Annotated in this window: 20 protein-coding genes; 11 read left to right on the plus strand and 9 right to left on the minus strand. The window is 69.6% G+C overall.

Annotated features, from left to right (window positions below):
• Window positions 1-152: 152 nt before the first annotated feature.
• Window positions 153-398, minus strand: a complete 246-nt coding sequence (locus ASC87_RS10330; protein ID WP_056660539.1) for a hypothetical protein — start codon at window positions 396-398, stop codon at window positions 153-155.
• 125 nt (window positions 399-523) lie between these two features.
• Here ASC87_RS10330 and ASC87_RS10335 point away from each other — a divergent pair, with 125 nt between their 5' ends.
• From ASC87_RS10335 to ASC87_RS10350, 4 genes are all read left to right on the plus strand, one after another.
• Window positions 524-1,474, plus strand: a complete 951-nt coding sequence (locus ASC87_RS10335) for a LysR family transcriptional regulator (protein ID WP_200954341.1) — start codon at window positions 524-526, stop codon at window positions 1,472-1,474.
• A 36-nt stretch (window positions 1,475-1,510) separates the two neighbouring features.
• Entirely contained in the window at window positions 1,511-2,272 is a 762-nt protein-coding gene (locus ASC87_RS10340) for a YecA family protein (protein ID WP_056660542.1), read from the plus strand.
• A gap of 19 nt (window positions 2,273-2,291) precedes the next feature.
• The gene (locus ASC87_RS10345) at window positions 2,292-3,152 is read left to right on the plus strand and encodes a metallophosphoesterase (protein ID WP_056660546.1); all 861 of its coding nucleotides are present in this window, start codon (window positions 2,292-2,294) and stop codon (window positions 3,150-3,152) included.
• Window positions 3,153-3,243: 91 nt separating this feature from the next.
• Window positions 3,244-3,666, plus strand: a complete 423-nt coding sequence (locus ASC87_RS10350) for a universal stress protein (RefSeq protein ID WP_056660552.1) — start codon at window positions 3,244-3,246, stop codon at window positions 3,664-3,666.
• Window positions 3,667-3,716: 50 nt separating this feature from the next.
• On the opposite strand, the gene ASC87_RS10355 is transcribed toward ASC87_RS10350, so the two are convergent.
• The gene (locus tag ASC87_RS10355; protein ID WP_056660553.1) at window positions 3,717-3,920 is read right to left on the minus strand and encodes a hypothetical protein; all 204 of its coding nucleotides are present in this window, start codon (window positions 3,918-3,920) and stop codon (window positions 3,717-3,719) included.
• Between the two features lie 227 nt (window positions 3,921-4,147).
• Between ASC87_RS10355 and ASC87_RS10360 the strand changes: the two genes are divergently transcribed.
• The 3 genes from ASC87_RS10360 to ASC87_RS10370 all read left to right on the plus strand — a co-directional run bounded on the left by ASC87_RS10360 (window position 4,148) and on the right by ASC87_RS10370 (window position 7,361).
• Window positions 4,148-4,369, plus strand: coding sequence for a hypothetical protein (locus tag ASC87_RS10360; protein ID WP_157603954.1), 222 nt, complete (start codon window positions 4,148-4,150; stop codon window positions 4,367-4,369).
• Window positions 4,370-4,450: 81 nt separating this feature from the next.
• Window positions 4,451-5,737 carry a D-amino acid dehydrogenase gene (locus tag ASC87_RS10365; protein ID WP_056660560.1) on the plus strand — a complete coding sequence of 429 codons (1,287 nt, stop codon included), beginning with the start codon at window positions 4,451-4,453 and terminating at the stop codon, window positions 5,735-5,737.
• A 100-nt stretch (window positions 5,738-5,837) separates the two neighbouring features.
• Window positions 5,838-7,361: a YdgA family protein gene (locus tag ASC87_RS10370; protein WP_056660563.1), complete on the plus strand. Its 1,524-nt coding sequence runs from the start codon at window positions 5,838-5,840 to the stop codon at window positions 7,359-7,361.
• Window positions 7,362-7,398: 37 nt separating this feature from the next.
• On the opposite strand, the gene ASC87_RS10375 is transcribed toward ASC87_RS10370, so the two are convergent.
• Window positions 7,399-7,863: a hypothetical protein gene (locus ASC87_RS10375; RefSeq protein WP_056660566.1), complete on the minus strand. Its 465-nt coding sequence runs from the start codon at window positions 7,861-7,863 to the stop codon at window positions 7,399-7,401.
• Between the two features lie 82 nt (window positions 7,864-7,945).
• On the opposite strand from ASC87_RS10375, the gene ASC87_RS10380 reads away from it, so the two are divergent.
• Window positions 7,946-9,250, plus strand: coding sequence for an Hsp70 family protein (locus tag ASC87_RS10380; protein WP_056660568.1), 1,305 nt, complete (start codon window positions 7,946-7,948; stop codon window positions 9,248-9,250).
• Here ASC87_RS10380 and ASC87_RS10385 read toward each other — a convergent pair.
• Entirely contained in the window at window positions 9,216-9,923 is a 708-nt protein-coding gene (locus ASC87_RS10385; protein WP_056660571.1) for a YecA family protein, read from the minus strand. The genes ASC87_RS10380 and ASC87_RS10385 overlap by 35 nt on opposite strands.
• A 518-nt stretch (window positions 9,924-10,441) precedes the next feature.
• Here ASC87_RS10385 and ASC87_RS10390 point away from each other — a divergent pair.
• From ASC87_RS10390 to ASC87_RS10400, 3 genes are read left to right on the plus strand one after another with little or no spacing between them, the layout of a single operon-like run.
• Window positions 10,442-11,770 (plus strand): S1C family serine protease, encoded by a 1,329-nt coding sequence (locus ASC87_RS10390; protein WP_056660580.1) that lies wholly within the window; start codon window positions 10,442-10,444, stop codon window positions 11,768-11,770.
• Window positions 11,752-12,753, plus strand: coding sequence for an FHA domain-containing protein (locus ASC87_RS10395; protein ID WP_056660582.1), 1,002 nt, complete (start codon window positions 11,752-11,754; stop codon window positions 12,751-12,753). The genes ASC87_RS10390 and ASC87_RS10395 overlap by 19 nt, the downstream gene beginning before the upstream one ends.
• Window positions 12,743-13,495 carry an SDR family oxidoreductase gene (locus ASC87_RS10400; protein WP_056660585.1) on the plus strand — a complete coding sequence of 251 codons (753 nt, stop codon included), beginning with the start codon at window positions 12,743-12,745 and terminating at the stop codon, window positions 13,493-13,495. The genes ASC87_RS10395 and ASC87_RS10400 overlap by 11 nt, the downstream gene beginning before the upstream one ends.
• A gap of 17 nt (window positions 13,496-13,512) precedes the next feature.
• Here the strand turns inward: ASC87_RS10400 and ASC87_RS10405 are convergent, their stop codons facing one another.
• The 5 genes from ASC87_RS10405 to ASC87_RS10425 form a co-directional block, all read right to left on the minus strand.
• Complete coding sequence (locus ASC87_RS10405) at window positions 13,513-14,436, minus strand: septal ring lytic transglycosylase RlpA family protein (RefSeq protein WP_369820750.1); 924 nt, start codon at window positions 14,434-14,436, stop codon at window positions 13,513-13,515.
• 115 nt (window positions 14,437-14,551) lie between these two features.
• On the minus strand, window positions 14,552-15,064 hold the full coding sequence (locus ASC87_RS10410; protein WP_056660595.1) for a response regulator: 513 nt from the start codon (window positions 15,062-15,064) through the stop codon (window positions 14,552-14,554).
• Window positions 15,051-15,482: a hypothetical protein gene (locus ASC87_RS10415; protein ID WP_056660598.1), complete on the minus strand. Its 432-nt coding sequence runs from the start codon at window positions 15,480-15,482 to the stop codon at window positions 15,051-15,053. Before ASC87_RS10415 ends, ASC87_RS10410 begins: the two co-directional genes overlap by 14 nt.
• Complete coding sequence (locus ASC87_RS10420) at window positions 15,479-16,657, minus strand: DUF4382 domain-containing protein (protein WP_056660601.1); 1,179 nt, start codon at window positions 16,655-16,657, stop codon at window positions 15,479-15,481. Before ASC87_RS10420 ends, ASC87_RS10415 begins: the two co-directional genes overlap by 4 nt.
• Window positions 16,654-17,502, minus strand: a complete 849-nt coding sequence (locus ASC87_RS10425) for a DUF6502 family protein (protein WP_235582131.1) — start codon at window positions 17,500-17,502, stop codon at window positions 16,654-16,656. The genes ASC87_RS10420 and ASC87_RS10425 overlap by 4 nt, the downstream gene beginning before the upstream one ends.

Raw genomic sequence — 17,502 nt, forward strand, 5'->3', positions numbered from 1 at the left:
CAAACGCAAAAGGCCTCGCAACGCGAGGCCTTTTTTGCATCTAGCGGTCGAGGCGCCACCACGCCGCACCACGTGGTCACCGGAATGCTCCGGCACTACGCCAGCGCCCCGAACCCGGTGTCCTTCACGGACGCACCGGGTGGGTCACCGGCTCACAGGCCGTTTTGCTCTTCGAAGCGGTCGATCGCGGCCGACAGGTCGGCGGCGCTGCGCGGGTCGCGGACGGCCCATTCAGCAGCCAGTGCGCGGGCACGGCGAACGTCGCGCTCGGCGTTGCGTTCGGCCGGGGCCGCACGGAACGACTGGAGCAGGCTGGCAAACAGGTTGCCAAGGACGGCCGCGCCGCGGGGAGCGGTGCGTTGTTGGGGAACTTGCAGATTCATCGTCGTGGTGTTCATGGTGAACTCCTTGTTAGGTTGGCGGACCGACTTCGGTCAGCGCATGGTCGAGATATTAGGGTTTCCCCCATGTTCGCGCAAATTGAATCTGTGAAGGATAGATATACACAACGCTTATATCTGCCGTGAACTTCCTGACGCTCGATCTGAACCTGCTCCGGGTGTTCGATGCCGTGATGGCCGAACGCAGCATCACGCGTGCAGCGGAACGCCTGGCACTGACCCAACCCGCGGTCAGCAATGCGTTGAAGCGCTTCAGGGATTCGGTGGGTGAGGACTTGCTGACGCGAGAGGCCCACGGTGTGCGCCCCACGCCTTACGCCGAGCGGCTGTGGCCCCAGGTCCGTGTCGCGCTGGGTGCCTTGCGGGGGGCGTTCGAACGCAAGGACTTCAACCCGCAGACCGACGCTGCCAACTTCCGCATCGCCACCGCCGACGCCACCGCGGCCACGCTGCTGCCGTCGGTCATCGCCGACATCGAGATGCACCAGGCCCAGGTGAACCTGCGGGTGGTGCCGCTCACCACCCGCGACCCCCGTGGCCTGCTGGAGCGTGACGAGGTGGACGTGGCCGTGGGTTACTTTCCAGAGGCGGTGGCCGCGTTGATGGCCCAAGGGGCGGAGGCCACGCTGCGCCACCGCCGCCTGCACCAGAGCGAGTACGTCTGCGTGATGCGCCGGGGGCACCCGCTGTCGAAGCAGCCGCTCACCCTCGACGCCTTCTGTGACGCACACCACCTGCTGGTGAGCTTCTCCGGCCGCCCGCACGGCTTCGTGGACCAGGCGCTGATCGCGCTCGGCCGGTCGCGGCGCATCGTGCTCACGGTGAACCAGTTCTTCACGGCCGGGCGGGTGGTGTCCCAGAGCGACCTGCTCACCGTGCTGCCGGCGTCGTTCGTGGAGGCCACCGGCTACCAGGCCTCGGTGGTGGAGCGCCCGCTGCCATTGCGCCTGGCCCGCATCCACGTGGAGGCGCTCTGGCACCTGCGCCACGACGACGACCCGGCGCACCAGTGGCTGCGCGCCCGGCTGGTCGCCGCCGCGGAGCAACTCACGAACCGGCGGCCCGCTTCGTAAGACAATGGGGGCCGTTTGTGTTGACCGAGACCCGCCATGCCGCCGCCCGTTGTTGCCTCCACCGCCCATGACCTGACCGACGAAGAGTTCGCCGAACTCGACGACCTGCTGCTGGAGACCCCGCAGCCGCTGACCCCGGTCGATGCGGTGATGCTGGACGGTTTCCTGTGCGGGGTGCTCGTGCAGCCCGTGCTGCTGGAGCCCGCGGTGTGGCTGCCGTTCGTGTTCGACTTCGACGGCCAGCCGCTGCCCGACGACGTGGACCCCACGTGGCGCGACCGCGTCACCGCGCTCACGCTGCGCCGGTACCACGCCCTCAACCACGCCATCATCGAAGACGGCTGGTTCAACCCGCTGGTGCTCGAGTTCGACGACGAGAACCCGCGCGAACCCATCCCCGAGGGTGAAATCGACCCGTTGGCCGGCCTGAGCGAGGTGTCGCAGCCGCTGATGCCGTGGGTGGCCGGCTTCCAGCACGCTGCACTGAGCTTCCCGGACCTGTCCGAGATGCCCGATGACGCGGTGATGGCGGCTCTCGCCCGCCTGTACCGCCACCTGCCCACGGAAACCGACGAGGAGCGCGAGGTGGTGGCGGTGCTCGACAAGGAACATCCGCTCGCCACGCTCGACGATGCCATCGAGGAACTGGTGGTCACCGTGGCCGACCTGGCCGACCTGACCCGCGACGAGCGGTTCAAGGTGGAACAGGTGCGCCGCGACGCGCCGAAGGTGGGCCGCAACGACCCGTGCCCGTGCGGGAGCGGCAAGAAATTCAAGCAGTGCCACGGCGCCACCTGACGGCGCCGGGAGGCGAGGCATGAAGGTCCAGCTCCTGTCGGACCTGCACCTGGAGCGCGATCCGTCGTTCCGTGCCCAGCCCACGCCCGGCGTGGACGTGCTGGTGCTGGCGGGCGACGTCGGGTCGTACCAGAGGGGCTCGCGCCTGCCCGACGACGACTTCGGGCTCGCGCAGTTCTCTCCCCGGCTGCACCCGCAGACGTGGCCCGCGGTGCTGTATGTGCCCGGCAACCACGAGTACGACGGCCTCGAATTCGACCCCGCGCACCGCCGCCTGCAGGACACCTGCGCGCGGCTCGGCATCACGTGGCTCGAACGCGAGGTGGTGGTGATCGGGCGCACGCGGTTCGTGGGCACCACCCTGTGGAGCGACTTCGATGCGCTGGCCCCCCGCGCATCGAGTGGCGGCTCACCTGCATCGTTGCTGGCGCGCCAACTCGACCAGCGCGAGAAGGCCTTCCGCGCCGCCAACTTCTACCTGCGCAAGCACACGTCGTTGCGCCACGGTGAACCCATGCTGGCCGACGCCTGGCGTGAGCTGTCGCTCGAAAGCCAGCAGTGGCTGCGCGCGCAACTGGCCACCCCGTTCGATGGCACCACGGCCGTCGTCACCCACTTCGCCCCGAGCTTGCGCAGCGCGGACCCGCGTTACGGCCTCGTGCCCGGCACCGCGGGGTTCTGCAACGACCTCGACGAACTGCTGCCGCTGGCCGACCTGTGGATGCACGGCCACCTACACTGCCCCGTCGACTACACCGTGTCTGGCGACGATGGCGGCAAGCCCTGGTCGTGCCGCGTGGTGGCCAACCCGCTGGGCTATGCCGCCAAGGGCGAGCAGGCCACGTTCGCGCCCGCGTTCTCCGTCGACCTGCCCGGCTGATTGCGCAGATCGAACGCACCGCATTCAGCCGGTGCCGCGCGTTGACGATCGCGTGCCACACTGGGCGTCATCACGTTCCGAAGGAGTTTCCATGAAGATCCTCATCGCTGCCGACGGCAGTCCGTACACCCGCCGCGTGCTCGACTACATCGCCTCGCATGGCGAGTTCATCGATGGCCACCAGGAGTTCGTGGTGCTGACCGTCGTCGCGGCGGTGCCTGCCCGTGCCGCCGCCAGCGTCGACAAGGAGCTGCTCCAGTCCTACTACGACGACGAGGCCGAGAAGGTGTTCAAGCCCGTGCGCGCGTTCTTCAAGAAGGAGGGCCTGAACGCCCAGTTCGTGGCCAAGGTGGGCCACGCCGCGGACGTGATCGGCAAGACGGCCACGTCGGGCAAGTTCGACCTGTTGATGATGGGCTCGCGCGGCCACGGCAGCCTCGGGTCCCTGTTGATGGGCTCGGTGGTCGTGAAGGTGCTCGGCCACTGCGAGACCCCGGTGCTGCTGGTGCGCTGAGCGGCCAGGCGGCCAGGGTGAACGCATCGGTTCACCCTGTACGGGATCGTTCAATCCCGGCGCGGCAACCCGGTGTGCCGGGACAGGCGGGGGGCGGCACCGCCAGCTGGCAGCTGGCGGGCCGCTTCGGGCAGGTCGCGGAAACTCGCGTCGAGGCCGAAGGCGGTGCCCATGTCGGCGGCATCCGGTGTGTCCGTCCGGGCGGCGGGGCGCGTGGCCGCTCGCAGCCAGGCCCAGCGTGGCAAGAGGTTCATTTGCTGTTCTCCCTTCAATGGTTCGTTCCGACCCTGAACAGAGTGTGCGTGGCCCCTTGTCGTGACGAACCCCGGAACAGCGGTGGGCGCGACGCCCATTTGGCAAAAGTATCGGCATCGTCCTACACGGTTTCACTCCATTTGGGGATGGCAACCTGCGGGTGGAGGCTCTACCGTTGGTGCCTGCACCTCCAATGCGCGCGTGGGTGCCCCCCGGGAGCGACACCATGTTCAACAGGCCCAGGCAACTCATCACCTCCGGCACCGCCATGGCTGCGGTTGCAGGCGCCCTGCTGCTGGGCGCCGAGGACGCCGGCTTGGGGCCCTACACCCGGGCCCATGTCGGCGGGGTCACCACCTCGCTGTGGGAGCCGGACCGCACGAGTCCTTCGCATCCGGCACCGCGCCGCACGCCTTCCGACCGGCATCACGCGCCCGAGCGCCACTGATCCCAGGCATTCCATTCGCTCAGCGCTTCCGTTGTACCCTCGCCGACAAGCCGGTGGCTCACCGGCATCGATGAGGTGTGAATGAAGGTCGTAGTACTCGGGGCAGGCATCATTGGCGTCAGCACGGCGTGGCACCTGCTGCAACGTGGCCACGAGGTGGTCGTGGTCGATCGCCAGCCCGGCGCAGCCCTCGAAACCACTTTCGCCAACGGGGCGCAGATCTCGGTGGGCTTCTGTGAACCGTGGGCGCACCCGGCCGCGCCGCTCAAGGTGCTCAAGTGGCTCGCGCGGGACGACTCCCCGCTGCTGTTTCGCCCGCAACTCGACTGGCACCAGTGGCGCTGGGGCCTCAGCTTCCTGCGCCAATGCACGATGCCGGCGTTTCGCCGCAACGTCGCACAGCTGGTGGCCCTCGGCCGCTACAGCCACGCTGCATTGAAGCAGGTCATCGCGGACACCGGCATCGAGTACGACCGCCTCGAGCGCGGCATCCTGCACATCTTCTCCACCGCCCACGACCTGGAGACCGGCGCGGCCGCGTCCGACTTGATGCGGCAGTACGGCGTGGACCGCCGGGTGCTCACGCGCGAGCAGGTGCTGCAGGTGGAGCCGGCGCTGCGGCAGTTCCCCGGCCTGCAGGGCGGCACCTACACCCCGAGCGACGAGTCCGGCGACGCGCAGGTGTTCACCGCCGCACTGGCCCGCCTGTGTGCGGACCGCGGCGTCACCTTCCTCTACGGGCACGACGTGCTCGGCTTCGACCGCCAGGGCGGTGCCATCTCGGCCGTCCGGGTGGCCGACCGCGCGGGCGGCGTGCCCACCGTGCTCATTGGCGACGCCTACGTCGCGGCGCTCGGCAGTTTCACTGCGCCGGTGCTGCGCCCGATCGGCGTGGACCTCAACATCTACCCCACCAAGGGCTACTCCGCCACGCTGCGCCTGAAGCGGCCGGGCGACGCGAATGTCGTGAGCCTGATCGACGACGCGAACAAGATCGCCATCAGCCGGCTGGGCGACCACGTGCGCATCGCCGGTACCGCCGAGATGGCCGGCTATGACGTGGGCCTCGACTCTCCCAGGGCCCAGGTGCGCTGCCGCCAGCTGCTCGAACGTTACGAGACCCTGTTTCCCGGTGTGGCCGACACGAGCGCCCCCCACTTCTGGTCGGGCCTGCGCCCGAGCACGCCGGACAACCGCCCGTGCATCGGAGGCACCCGCTACCGCAACCTGTGGGTCAACGCGGGGCACGGCACCCTCGGCTGGACGCACGGTGCGGGTTCGGGCCTGGCGCTGGCCGAACTGATGTGCGGGCGTGTGCCGGACATCGAGTTCGCGTTCTGCGGGCCCCCCCGTTCGCGGGTCCTGTGATGTGACTTGTGGCACGGGGTGCCGCGAACGCCCCCTCTTACACTGCCGCACCGGGCGGCGACGATGCCGTCCCGAACACACATCAGCGAGGGAGTGACGGATGAACAAGGTGGTTGTGGGCGCGGCAGCGCTCGTCGTGGTGGCGGGCGGCGGTGTCGCCTTTGCGTCCTTGTCGGGTGCCAAGGTGGCCGGCGAGTTGAAGAGCCGCACGGCCGAGATGCTGGCGCCCTTCCCCGGCGTCAAGGTGGTCGAGAACAGCGTCAGCAAGGGCCTGTTCACCTCGGTCCACACCGTGACCCTCGACATCGGCTGCGCGGCCGAGGTGGTGACCGATGCGGCGGCCGCAGCGGTGCCGGCTTCCGACAACCCGGGGGCAACCGAAGCCCCTGCCGCCCGCAAGCCAGTGCAGATCACGTGGCGCGACACCGTGCGCCACGGCCCGCTGCCGGGTGGCAAGGGCGTGGGCCTCGCCACCATCGACACCGAGATCGTGCTGCCGCCCGAAGCGGCCGCGCAGGTCGCGAAGCTGTTCGGCGACAAGCCATTCCTGTCGGTGCACACCGCGCTCGGGTTCGGCGGTTCGTACGTGTCCGACATCAAGAGCCCGCCATTCAAGTATGCCGAACAGGGCAAGGGCGACATCGACTGGCAAGGCCTGCAGGCCACGGTGCGTGGCAGCCTGTCCGGTGGCGTGGCCGCGGGTGGCACCTACACGTTCGAGGCCCCGGGCCTCAACGTGAACTTCGTGGCCCACGACCAGGCCGCCGGCAACCTGCGCATCGGCAAGATGGCCATGCAAGGTGCAGTGCTGCCCCACACCGGCGGCTCGCTGCTGATGGCCCCGTCGAAGGGCACCGGCGGCATCACGTCGATGGAATTCGCCTTCACCCAGCCGGGTGAAGCCGGCGCCAAGCCGATCAACATGGTGTTCGAGAACCTGCAGTTCGCGTCGGACGCGAAGATTGACAACGGCCTGTGGTCCGCCGTCAGCAAGGTGTCGGGCAAGGGCCGTGTCGACGACTTCGCGATCGACAAGATCGACATGCAGGTGTCGCTCAGCCGCATCCATGCCGCCACCTACCAGGCGCTGGTGGGCAAGATGATGAAGTCGTCCTTCAACTGCAAGAAGCCGGGTGACGAGGCCGCCGAGGCCAAGGAAGCCGCCGCGTTGGCCGAGGACATGCAGAAGGGGCTCAACGACCTGCTCGTGCACAACCCCGAGTACGCGCTCGACCGCCTGGCCGTGGAACTGGGTGGCAAGACCGCCGAGATGTCGTACCGCTTCGGCACGAAGGGCATGACCGGGGCCGATGCCGCGATGCCGCTGCCGACGCTGTTGACCACCAAGGCCTACGGCAACGCGTCGTTCAAGGTGCAGACGGGCTGGATCGAGCAGGTGGTGAAAAAGGCCGTCACGCTGAAGCCGCTGCCGGAAGGTGCGTCGGCCGACACGGTGGTGGCCACCACGATGGGCTTCGTCAACGCCACGGTGGACAGCCTCGTGACCCAGGGTTACCTGGCCCGCGAAGGTGACGCCGTCACGTCGAAGGCTGCGTTCGACGGCGGCATGTTGAAGGTCAACGACAAGCCGATGAACGTGCCGCTGGGCATGCTCGCGCAGTAACGGCAGGCCGGGTCACCGCGCGGCCCGGCCGCGCGGTTCACCAGCCCACGTACTTGTTGCCGTTCGCCTTGTAGCGGCGAACGGCATCCTCGAGGTTCAGGTATTCCTCGCACTTGGCCGCACACACCTTGTCGAGGCGCGCCAGGCGTTGTTCGGCCACCGGGAGGTTGCCGTTCATCAGGGCCAGTTCACCCGAATAGGCCAACGCACCCCGGTGCGACGGGTCGATGCGCAGTGCCGCGTCGTAGTGTTTCTGCGCGGCGGCCACGTCGGGCGATGCCTTGCGCCGCAGCGTGTAACCCATCAGGTTCTGCCAATCCGGGTTGCCCGGGTCGTTCACCTGGCGCAGCGACACGAGGGCGTCGTCCCAGCGTTTCGCGGAGATGTACTCGCGGGCTTCGCCCAGGGCGTCGGACCCGTTGCCGCTGTCGGCGGCCAGGGCCCAGGGGGTGGACATCAGCAGGACGGCGGCGGCGGCCCAGGGGGCGAGGCGTCGTTTCATGGTCGTGGCTCCAGGGTGAAAAATCCTTGGCGCATTGTGCAGGAGCCTACAATCGCGCCCCCGCCGTTGATCCCGACCTCCCATGTACTGCGCCATCGACTTCGGCACCTCCAATTCGGCCATCGGCATTCCCGCCGAGGGCGGCATGCGCCTCGTCGAGCTCGAACCTGGCCAGCGGACGATGCCCACCGCCGTCTTCTACTTCACCGAGGGCCGCGACCACGACGGTCCGCCCCGGGCCTTCGGCCGGGCAGCCCAGGCTGCCTACGTGGAAGGCGTGGACGGCCGGCTGATGCGGTCGATGAAAAGCATCCTCGGCAGCAGCCTCGTGGACCAGACCACCGACGTGGGCGGCGGCCGCGGTGTGAAGTACATCGACATCATCGCGGGTTACCTGCGCCACCTGAAGACCCTCGCCGAACGCGAGGCGGGCCACCCGATCCGCCAGGCCATGATGGGCCGGCCGGTCTTTTTCGTCGACGACGACCCTGCCCGCGACGCCCAGGCCCAGGCCACGCTGGAGGTGGCCGCGCGCAGCGTGGGCTTCGAGGACGTGCACTTCCAGTACGAGCCGCTGGCCGCGGCCTTCGACTTCGAAAGCCGCGTCACGTCCGAGCGGCTGGTGCTGGTGGCCGACATCGGCGGCGGCACGTCCGACTTTTCCGTGGTGCGGGTGGGGCCCGAACGGGCCCGGCACCTCGACCGCCGCGCCGACATCCTCGCGAACCACGGCGTGCACGTGGCGGGCACCGACTTCGACCGGCGCGTCGAGCTCGCCAGCATCCTGCGCGAGTTCGGCTACGGTGCGCTCGGCCCCAGCGTCAACGGTGCGCCACCGAAGGAGGTGCCGAGCACCGTGTACTTCGACCTGGCCACGTGGCACCTGATCAACACCGTCTACACCCCGCAGCGTGCGGCCGAGTTGCGCAACATGCGCAGCTTCTACGGCAACCTGGTGCACCACAAGCGGCTGATGACCGTGGTGTCGGAGCGGCTGGGCCATGAACTGGCATCGCGCGCGGAGGACGCCAAGATCGCCGTGGCCCAGGGGGGAGACACCGCGATCGACCTGGGGGTGGTCGAGAACCGGTTGACGGTGATGCTGACCGAGCAGCAGGCCGTGGACGCGATCGAGGCCGACATCGGCCGCATCGTCAGCGCCGCACGCGAGACCGTGGCCCAGGCGGGCCTGCAGCCGGGTGATATCGACGCGTTGTATTTCACCGGCGGGTCGACCGGCCTGCGGTTGCTCGCCGAGCGCATCGCCGGGGCGTTCCCGTCGGCCGAGATTGCCCGGGGCGACCGGTTTGCCAGCGTGGCCACCGGCCTCGGCCTGCACGCCGCGCGCTGGTTCAGCGGCGGGGCGGACGCCGGTTCGGCGGCCTAGGGCCGGCGAGCCGCGCAGGCGCTGTCTGCAACGGGCGGCTGATGTCCGCCAGCAGCAGCGTGGCACGCACCAGCGTTTCCACCGCCTCGGTCAGGTCCGAGGGCGGCTCCATGGTCTCGATCTCGGTGAGCAGGTCGTCCGCGTCCTCGAGGTCGTCGGCGTCCAGGTGCTGGAACACGAGGGCCAGCGGTTCGGTGAGCTGCCGGGCATCGAGCTGCATCAGCCCGGGGAACAGGTCCACCGCGGCGGCAAACCCGGCCACCCACGGGTACACCGCATCCACCTCGGGCGGGGCCTCGCCGAAACCGTCGTCCTCGGCGGGTTCGTCGTCCGCGTCCTCGGCGTCCAGCTCGAACACCCACGGGTCGAACCATTGCCGCGCGATGATGGCCGCATTTAACTCGACGTACCGGCGGTGCACCAGCTCGTGCAGGCGCGTGGGGTCGAACTTCGGCGGCAGCGGGCGGCCCCGTTCGGTGTCGGTCACGTGGGCGAGCCACTGCGCTTCGGGCACACGCCGGGGTTGCAGCAGCACGCCGCACAGGTAGCCGTCGAGCATGGTGACGTCGAGCGGCTCCAGGGGGGCCGGCACACGGTCGAGCAACGCCTGGAGTTCATCGATCTCGCGTTCGTCGAGCGGGCGGGCGGGGGAGCGGGGCGGGGAGGAAGCCATCCCGCCATTGTCGCCGGGGTGCGGGGTGCTGCGGGTTGCTGCATCGTGAGGCATACCCCCAAAAGGGGGTGTCCGCCCTGTGAGGTACTGCTCAGGAGAATGGCCGCACCTCTACGCTGCAAGCCATTGATTGGCAAGGGTTTGTGGTGCGTTTGGGACCGGTTCCGGTAAAAAATCGTCCCTCCTCTTAGGGATGTCTCACCCCCGGGGGTGCCCCTACAGTCCCTCTCGTGCTGTCACACGGCTCTCCGGGGCCTCTGCCCCTACAGGGATGACTCGCCCGGCTCTGCAGGCCATCAATCCAACAACGCGAACACGCGAAGGCCTGCAGCAAGACAAGGGCGACAGACCGATCGGTCCCAACGACGTCCTTTCGAGGACTTTGAAAGCCCACCCCGCAACGGGTGGGCTTTTTTTTGATCACGCGAGGATCATCTGGGTGCTTCAGGTCTCAGCATGGGGGGCTCCGGCGGCAACACGACATCCCCAGCATATCCAGACCTCTAGAATCGACCGCCATGAACAAACCCTCGTGGTGGAGCGTCTGGTTGCTGGCGGCCATGCTGTGTCTCGGCCAGGGCGCCGCGGCACAGGCGCCCGCGGTGGCGCCGGCGGCGTCGGCCCCGCCCCCGCCGGTGTCGCTGTCGGCCCGCAAGGTGTACGAGCAGGCCCGGTCGCAGCTGGTGCAGATCCGCACGTTGCTGAAGGGGCCGGGCACCCAGTTCACCGTGGGGTCGGGGTTCGTGGTGTCCGACCAGGGGCACATCGTCACCAACTACCACGTGGTCAGCAACGTGGCCCTGGAACCCGATCGGTACAAACTCGTGTACGTGACGGCCGACGGCCGTGAGTCCACCGTGCAGGTGCTGATGCTCGACGTGTTGCACGACCTGGCGCTGCTGAAGGCGGCGCCCCGCCCCGAGCCATTCGACGTGCTCACCTTTCGCACCAACAGCCAGCCGCTCGGCCAGGGCGAGCGCATGTACTCGCTCGGCAACCCGCTCGACGTGGGGTTCGCCGTGGTCGAGGGCAACTACAACGGGCTGGCCGAACGCAGCTTCTACCCGCAGATCTTTTTCGCCGGGTCGTTGAACCCCGGCATGAGCGGTGGGCCGGCGCTCGACCAGGAAGGCCGGGTGATCGGCATCAACGTGTCGCGCCAGGGTGAGCAGGTGAGTTTCCTCGTGCCGGCGGAGTTCGCCCGCGTGCTGCTTGAGCGGGGCCGCGACGCCCAGCCCATCACGGCGTCCGCCTGGCCCATCGTGACCGACCAGCTGACGACCCACCAGGCCTTGCTCACCGACCGGTTCATGCGCCAAGGCTGGAAGGCGTCCACCCACCCCCGCTACACGGTGCCGGTGCCGCCCGACCGCTTCATGCGCTGCTGGGGCCGCAGCCAGAACTCCGAGAGCGGCGGGCTGAGCCACGACCGATCGGATTGCCAGATGGACACGCGGATCTTCGTGGGCCAGTTCACCACCGGGTCGCTGAGCACCTCGGCCCAGGCGTACGACGGCGCGCAGCTTGGCAGCCTGCGGTTCGCGAAACGCTATGGCGACCGCTTCAACGTGGGCGGATTCCAGCGGTTGTCGTCCCGCCACCAGACCAAACCGCAGTGCCAGGAAGACTACGTGGACCGCGACGGGCTGCCCCTGCGCGTGGTGGTGTGCCTGCGTGCGTACAAGAAACTGCCTGGGCTCTACGACGCGTCGGTGCTGGTGGCCACGCTCGACCACCCCACGTCCGGCGTGCAGGGCCAGTTCGACGTGCAGGGGGTCGGCTACGCCAACGCGATGAAACTCACCCGCCACTACCTGGAGGCCTACGGATGGGCGCGCTCGCACTGATCGAGGTGCTCGACCGCGACGGCAGCGTGCGCCACGCGCAGAAGGTGCTCGCGTGGCCGCTTCGGGTGGGCCGGTCGCTCGACAACGACCTCGTGCTCGACGACCCGCATGTCGCGGGCCACCACTTCACCGTGGACGCGAACGACGACGGGGTGTACCTGGCCGTCGGCGACACGGTCAACGGCGTCGGTGTGGGCGGCCAGCGGCTTGCCGCCGGCGAACGCTGGCAGGCCGCCGCCGTGCCGTCCACCATCGTGGCCGGGCGCAGCCACCTGCGGCTTCGCCTCGCCGAACACACGCTGGCGCCCGAACAGCCGCTCGTGGCGGCGCGGGTGCTCACGCAGGGCCTCGCGGTGCTCGCGTGGTTGGTCGGGCTCAACCTGCTGGTGCTGGTGTTCCGCACCTGGCTCGACACCGATCCCGAACCGTTTGCGCGCACCGTCTCGGTGGCAGTGCTCTCGGCCACCGCGGTGGTGCTGGGCTGGTGTGGCGGGTGGACGCTGTTGTCAAAGCTGTTCGCGCACCAGGCCCATTTCGCGTGGCACGTGCGGGTGCTGCTGACGGCCACGCTCGCATGGGAGGCCATGGGCCTGCTGTTCGCCTGGGTGGGGTTCTCGCTGTCGTGGCCGTGGCTCCCGGGGTACACGTTCGTGGTGCAGATGGCGGTGGCGAGCCTTGCGCTCTACTTCCACCTGCAGGCCGTGGAACCGCACCGGCCCCTGTTCACACGGGCGTTCGCGGCGAGCGCGTTCGCGGTGGGCCTCGGGCTGCTGGTGTGGGGCCATTGGCAACGTTTCGAGAGCACCCGCAGCGCGCTGTACCAGTCCACCATGTTCCCGCCGGGCACCCGCGTGGCGCGGCCGGTGGACACCGACACCTTCGTCGAGCGCCTCGCGCCCCTCGAGGGCCGGCTCGCCGACAAGGCGCGCCAGGCCGACGACACGGACAACCCGGCCCAGGGAGGAAGTGACGATGAAGAATGACACCACGGTGCTGGTGACCGGGGGCAGCCGCGGCATCGGGGCGGCCACTGCGTGGCAGTGTGCCCAGGCGGGTCACGCGGTGGCCGTCAACTACACCCGCGACGCGGCCGCCGCGGACGCGGTGGTGGTCCGCATCGCCGCGGCGGGTGGGCAGGCCATCGCCGTGCAGGCCGACGTTTCGGACGATGCCCAGGTGTCGGCCCTCTTCGCGCGCATCGACCGTGACCTGCCGCCATTGGCCGGCCTGGTCAACAACGCCGGGGTGGTGGACGTTCCGGCGCGGGTCGACGAGATGAGCGCCGCGCGCGTGCAGCGGATGTTCGCGATCAACGTCTTCGGCAGCTTCTCGTGCGCCCGCGAGGCCGTGCGCCGGTTGTCCACGCGGCACGGCGGACGCGGAGGGGCCATCGTCAACGTGTCGTCGGTGGCGGCGCGCATCGGATCACCCGGCCTGTTCGTCGACTACGCTGCCGCCAAGGGGGCCATCGACACGTTCACGGTGGGCCTGGCCAAAGAGGTGGCGGCCGAGGGCATCCGCGTGAACGCGGTGCGGCCCGGCATCATCGACACCGACATCCACGCCTCGGGCGGCATGCCCGGGCGCGCCGCGGACTCGGCGGCACTGATCCCCATGTTGCGCCCGGGCCGGGCAGACGAAATCGCGGCGTCGATCGTGTGGTTGCTGTCGCCCGCCTCGGCTTACACCACCGGCGCGCTGCTCGACGTGTCGGGCGGGCGCTGACCCTGACGCCCGACGGCTCAGCGGCGTTTCTCGACCACCACCGGCACCAGCTGCAGCAGCGTGCGGATGCGCTCGGCGGCACCCTGTGCCTCGGCCCGCGACGGGTACGGCCCGGCCTGCAGCCGGTACATCGACGGCTCGCTGAACACCGCCAGCAGCGGCGCGAGCCAGTCGAGGTCACTCGCGACCCGGCGCTGGAACTGCTCGGCGCCGTCGCGCTGGCGGAACGCCCCCAGCTGGATCCAGAAGCCCTGGGCGGCGGTGGTGTCGGCGCGCGCGGGCGGGGTGTCGGGCACCATGGTTGGCAGGGGGGCCGCGGCGGGCACCGGGTCGACCGGTGGTGGCGCGGCGGCCACCACGGGGGCCGCGGGTTCGGCCGGGGTGTCCGCCGGCGGGTTGCCGCGGCGCCAGGCGCCGGTGCGGATCTGCTCGTGCGTGATGCGTTCCACCTCGACCGGGGCCACACCGTTGAGCACACCGAGCTTCATCGCGGCCGTGTAGCTCAGGTCGATGACCCGGCCCTTGTGGAACGGCCCGCGGTCGTTCACGCGCACGATCACCTCGCGGCCGTTTTTCGGGTTGCGCACCCGGGCGTAACTCGGGATCGGCATCGTCTTGTGGGCGGCCGTCATTGCGTACATGTTGTACGTCTCGCCGCTGGCCGTGCGGCGCCCGTGGAACTTCTTGCCGTACCACGACGCGAGGCCGCGTTCGGTGAAGTTGGCGTCGCCGTCCATCGGTGAATAGTCCTGGCCGAGCACCTCGTACGGCTTGTTGGGGCCACCCTTGCGGATGGGTTCGACCTTGGGTTCGGCGTCGGGCACCTGGGCCAGGCCCGAGGGGGGTTTGGCTTCCGCGCCGTCACGGCCGGCGGGCGCCTTGCCAGGGCCGGATGAACAAGCCGTGAGCAGCAGCACCACCGCGGCCATGGCCGATGCCACGACCCGTCGCAGCGGAGCGGCCAGTGGAGAACGGAGGGCGTGGGGCTGGGGGGGTGTCATGCGGCAGAAGGGCCCGGGTTGGGCCGATTGTGCCGCAGCGCGCCGAGCGCTCTTTTCAGGATGTGACCGCCTCGGGCAGCTGGCGGGCGGCTGTGGCGGCAGTGTCGAGCGCCTGGCGCACCCAGTTGCCGAGCTTGGCCTGCCCGTACGGCTTGGCCAGCAGCGGGTACGCCCCGGCGGCGGCGCGCTCCGCATGCGACGGCACCGAACCCGACGTCAGCAGCACCCGCAGTCCGGGTTGCCGGGACACGGCCTTCTGGATGACGGCCAGGCCGTCCGGGATGGATGGCAGCGCGAGCGGGCAGACCAGCAGGTCGATCGGGTCGCCCGAGGCGAGGAGGTCCAGTACATCGAAGTCGTTCACACCCCAGTAGGCGACGTACCCGAGGTCCGACAGCATCCTGGCCGTGATCGCGGCAAGTTCCGCGCGTGGGTCGATGACCAGGATGCGCTCGCTGCCGGCGGCGAGCGGCAGGCGCACCACGGGCTTCGGAACGCGGGGAGCCAGGATCGTGACGGGCAAGCGGTGGCTGGCGCGGTGCACGTCCATGCGGTCAGCGATGGCCATGTTTGTGGCCCTTGCCGTGTCCTTGACCGTGGTCGTCGCCTCGGTCGCGGTCGCCGTGGCCCCGCGCCTGGTCACGCACCCATTCCTCGCGCACGAAGTACACCGGGCGGCCGCAGGCGTCGTAGCGCCCGCAGTGCTTGGCCCATTTTTTCTGGTGACCGGGCGGCACGTAGAGGTACAGCGGCTCCTGGCGCACACGCGCCGGCACGACCACGATGGGCTGGGCATACACCACCTGCGGCGGAGGCTGGTTGCCGATGTCGATGCGGCCGTAGACGCCTGGTTGGGCCACCGTGACGGAGACCCCCACCTGCGCTTGTGCGGCCGGTGCGGCGACCAGGGCGGTGACCAGGGCAAGCGCGGCAGCGATGCCAAGGACCGGCGGGCGGAAGGTGGTTGGTGTGGAAGAGGTGGTCATGGGAAGTTGAACGTGAGTGAGGAGGTGAGGTCCACGGCGGTGATCGACCGGGTCTGGCGGGCCGGGCCCGAGGTGGCCTCGACGGTGTAGCTGCCCGCGACCGATGTGTCGGCCGCGAACACCAGGGGCGACGCCGAGAACGGCGCCACCACCGGGGCCCCGTCGGGCAAGGCGCCACCGAAGGCGCCACTGACCGGGTCCACCGGCAGCCAGGTGGTTTCGAGCGTTGGCCCGCCCGAGAGGGTTTGCAGCGCACGCACCGTGGCCGAGGCGGGTGACACGGTGCCAGTCACGGCGCGCGACGAGGTGGCGGGCGGCAGGATGCGGGCCGCCTGGCTGTTGATGACCGTCTGGGAGTCGGCGGCCACCGGCACGCCCCTGACCACCGCGGTGACACGCCCCTCCGCCGACACGACGAGGTCGTAGGTGCCGGTGGGCACCGGGTACAGCACGAAACGGCCGGTCGCGTCCGGCACGGTGGCCTTCACCGGCGTGCCGTTGAACTGGAGGGACACGGTGGTGTGGCCCGTGGCGATGGCCGCATCCACATGGCCCGTGACCCGCATGCCGGCGTCCGCTCGGACAGGGATGGCGGAGATGACGGGCTTGAGGTTGAACTGCCCCGAATTGCCGCGTTTGACGACGGACTTGCAGGCGTCGAAATCCAGCACCACGTCGGCCACCTGTCCAGCCGGGACGTCGATGCCGAGGTCGAGCTTGATGCCACTCTGCTGCCCGCTCGGGGTGGTCATTTCGGTTTCCGTGCCCCCGGTGGGCACCACGGCGTTGGCTCTGGGCTGCGCGGTGTCGTTGGCCGCGAGCACGAGCCGCATCTGCGTGTAGCGCCCGGCCGGCAGCGAGGCCTCGCCGAGTTCGGTGAGCACGCCATTGGTCAGCGTGAGCAGGTCGATGCGGCGCGCGGGAGAGACCACGATGTCCTGCCAGCCACTGGCGGTGTCGGCCGCCGTGCTGTCCTGGTGGACCCGGATGCGGTCGATCGTCACGTACACGGCGTCGTGGCCGCAGGCCGGTGCATCGGTGAGTGACATCCGCATCGTGCCCGGGGCACTGCTGCCCGTGCCGCCGATGCCGCCGCCGTCACCGCCGCCGCCGCACGACGACAGGGCCAGGGTGGCGGCGATCACACCGGCGGAGATCAGGGAAAGGAACTTCATGACACGGCGCTTTCGTTGGCGGGCCTGGAGGTGAGCGGTTCCTCGAAGGCGTAGATGCCCACGCCGAGCCGCACCCGGGGCAGGCCGGGCTGGTCGGCGGGGTTGGGGGTGTCGTGTTCGGCGAGCCAGGCATCCAGGCGCTCCAGCAGCGCCTGGGATTCGCGTGCGCTCAGCGCGCGGAAGGCCGCCACCGAGGCGGCCGGGATGCCGTGGTACATCACCTTGCGTTGGAAGCGCGGCTGCGTGGCGCCGTGCTCGATGTTGTGGTCGATGGTCTCGATCAGGTCGGCAACGTCGCTGCCGAGGATATGAAGCTTGTCGTCCGCACCCTGCTGCGGCACGTAGGCCCGGGCGACGAGTTCGATGCGCCCGTCCCCCACCTCCCGCACCGCGCCTACCCGCAGCAGTTCGTCGCGCACGGCCCGTGCGGGCACGTCGCCGCTGTGGCGGCGCACGAGCGTGGCGAAGCTGAGATCACCCTCACCCGGCAGCGCGCGGGGTTCACCCTGGGGGTCGCAGAAGTCGCGGTCGCGCACCCAGCCGGTCAGCACGCGCGCGGCCCGGTTGTAGCGCGTGCCGGTGTCGTCGCCGTCATCGGGTGGCGGGCCGGCCAGTCGCTGGACCTCCTTGCGCGTGAGCCCCGACAGGATGGCCGCGCGTGACAGCGAGGCCTTCTTGCCGGGCAGCGTGAACTCCGACAGGGCCACGTCGATGTACATCCGCTTGGCCAGTTCCTCGAACGCACCAAACGGCATGCCCTGGCGCAGCAGCAGGCGGCAAAGCGGCCGCAGCAGGCGAAGAATCGCCCGCTGCAAGGCGGAGGGGGAAACAGACCGGTCGTTCAC

It is taken from the genome of Rhizobacter sp. Root1221 (assembly GCF_001425785.1).
Lineage (GTDB): Bacteria > Pseudomonadota > Gammaproteobacteria > Burkholderiales > Burkholderiaceae_C > Rhizobacter.

What these genes read in the sequence shown, in the direction of transcription:
- ASC87_RS10370 (WP_056660563.1), top strand. Translation starts at nt 5,838, where the DNA reads ATGAACAAGGTGGTTGTGGGCGCGGCAGCGCTCGTCGTGGTGGCGGGC.
- ASC87_RS10420 (WP_056660601.1), bottom strand. Translation starts at nt 16,657, where the DNA reads ATGAAGTTCCTTTCCCTGATCTCCGCCGGTGTGATCGCCGCCACCCTG.
- ASC87_RS10400 (WP_056660585.1), top strand. Translation starts at nt 12,743, where the DNA reads ATGAAGAATGACACCACGGTGCTGGTGACCGGGGGCAGCCGCGGCATC.
- ASC87_RS10355 (WP_056660553.1), bottom strand. Translation starts at nt 3,920, where the DNA reads ATGAACCTCTTGCCACGCTGGGCCTGGCTGCGAGCGGCCACGCGCCCC.
- ASC87_RS10385 (WP_056660571.1), bottom strand. Translation starts at nt 9,923, where the DNA reads ATGGCTTCCTCCCCGCCCCGCTCCCCCGCCCGCCCGCTCGACGAACGC.
- ASC87_RS10375 (WP_056660566.1), bottom strand. Translation starts at nt 7,863, where the DNA reads ATGAAACGACGCCTCGCCCCCTGGGCCGCCGCCGCCGTCCTGCTGATG.
- ASC87_RS10390 (WP_056660580.1), top strand. Translation starts at nt 10,442, where the DNA reads ATGAACAAACCCTCGTGGTGGAGCGTCTGGTTGCTGGCGGCCATGCTG.
- ASC87_RS10360 (WP_157603954.1), top strand. Translation starts at nt 4,148, where the DNA reads ATGTTCAACAGGCCCAGGCAACTCATCACCTCCGGCACCGCCATGGCT.
- ASC87_RS10340 (WP_056660542.1), top strand. Translation starts at nt 1,511, where the DNA reads ATGCCGCCGCCCGTTGTTGCCTCCACCGCCCATGACCTGACCGACGAA.
- ASC87_RS10410 (WP_056660595.1), bottom strand. Translation starts at nt 15,064, where the DNA reads ATGGCCATCGCTGACCGCATGGACGTGCACCGCGCCAGCCACCGCTTG.
- ASC87_RS10415 (WP_056660598.1), bottom strand. Translation starts at nt 15,482, where the DNA reads ATGACCACCTCTTCCACACCAACCACCTTCCGCCCGCCGGTCCTTGGC.
- ASC87_RS10380 (WP_056660568.1), top strand. Translation starts at nt 7,946, where the DNA reads ATGTACTGCGCCATCGACTTCGGCACCTCCAATTCGGCCATCGGCATT.
- ASC87_RS10365 (WP_056660560.1), top strand. Translation starts at nt 4,451, where the DNA reads ATGAAGGTCGTAGTACTCGGGGCAGGCATCATTGGCGTCAGCACGGCG.
- ASC87_RS10345 (WP_056660546.1), top strand. Translation starts at nt 2,292, where the DNA reads ATGAAGGTCCAGCTCCTGTCGGACCTGCACCTGGAGCGCGATCCGTCG.
- ASC87_RS10330 (WP_056660539.1), bottom strand. Translation starts at nt 398, where the DNA reads ATGAACACCACGACGATGAATCTGCAAGTTCCCCAACAACGCACCGCT.
- ASC87_RS10395 (WP_056660582.1), top strand. Translation starts at nt 11,752, where the DNA reads ATGGGCGCGCTCGCACTGATCGAGGTGCTCGACCGCGACGGCAGCGTG.
- ASC87_RS10350 (WP_056660552.1), top strand. Translation starts at nt 3,244, where the DNA reads ATGAAGATCCTCATCGCTGCCGACGGCAGTCCGTACACCCGCCGCGTG.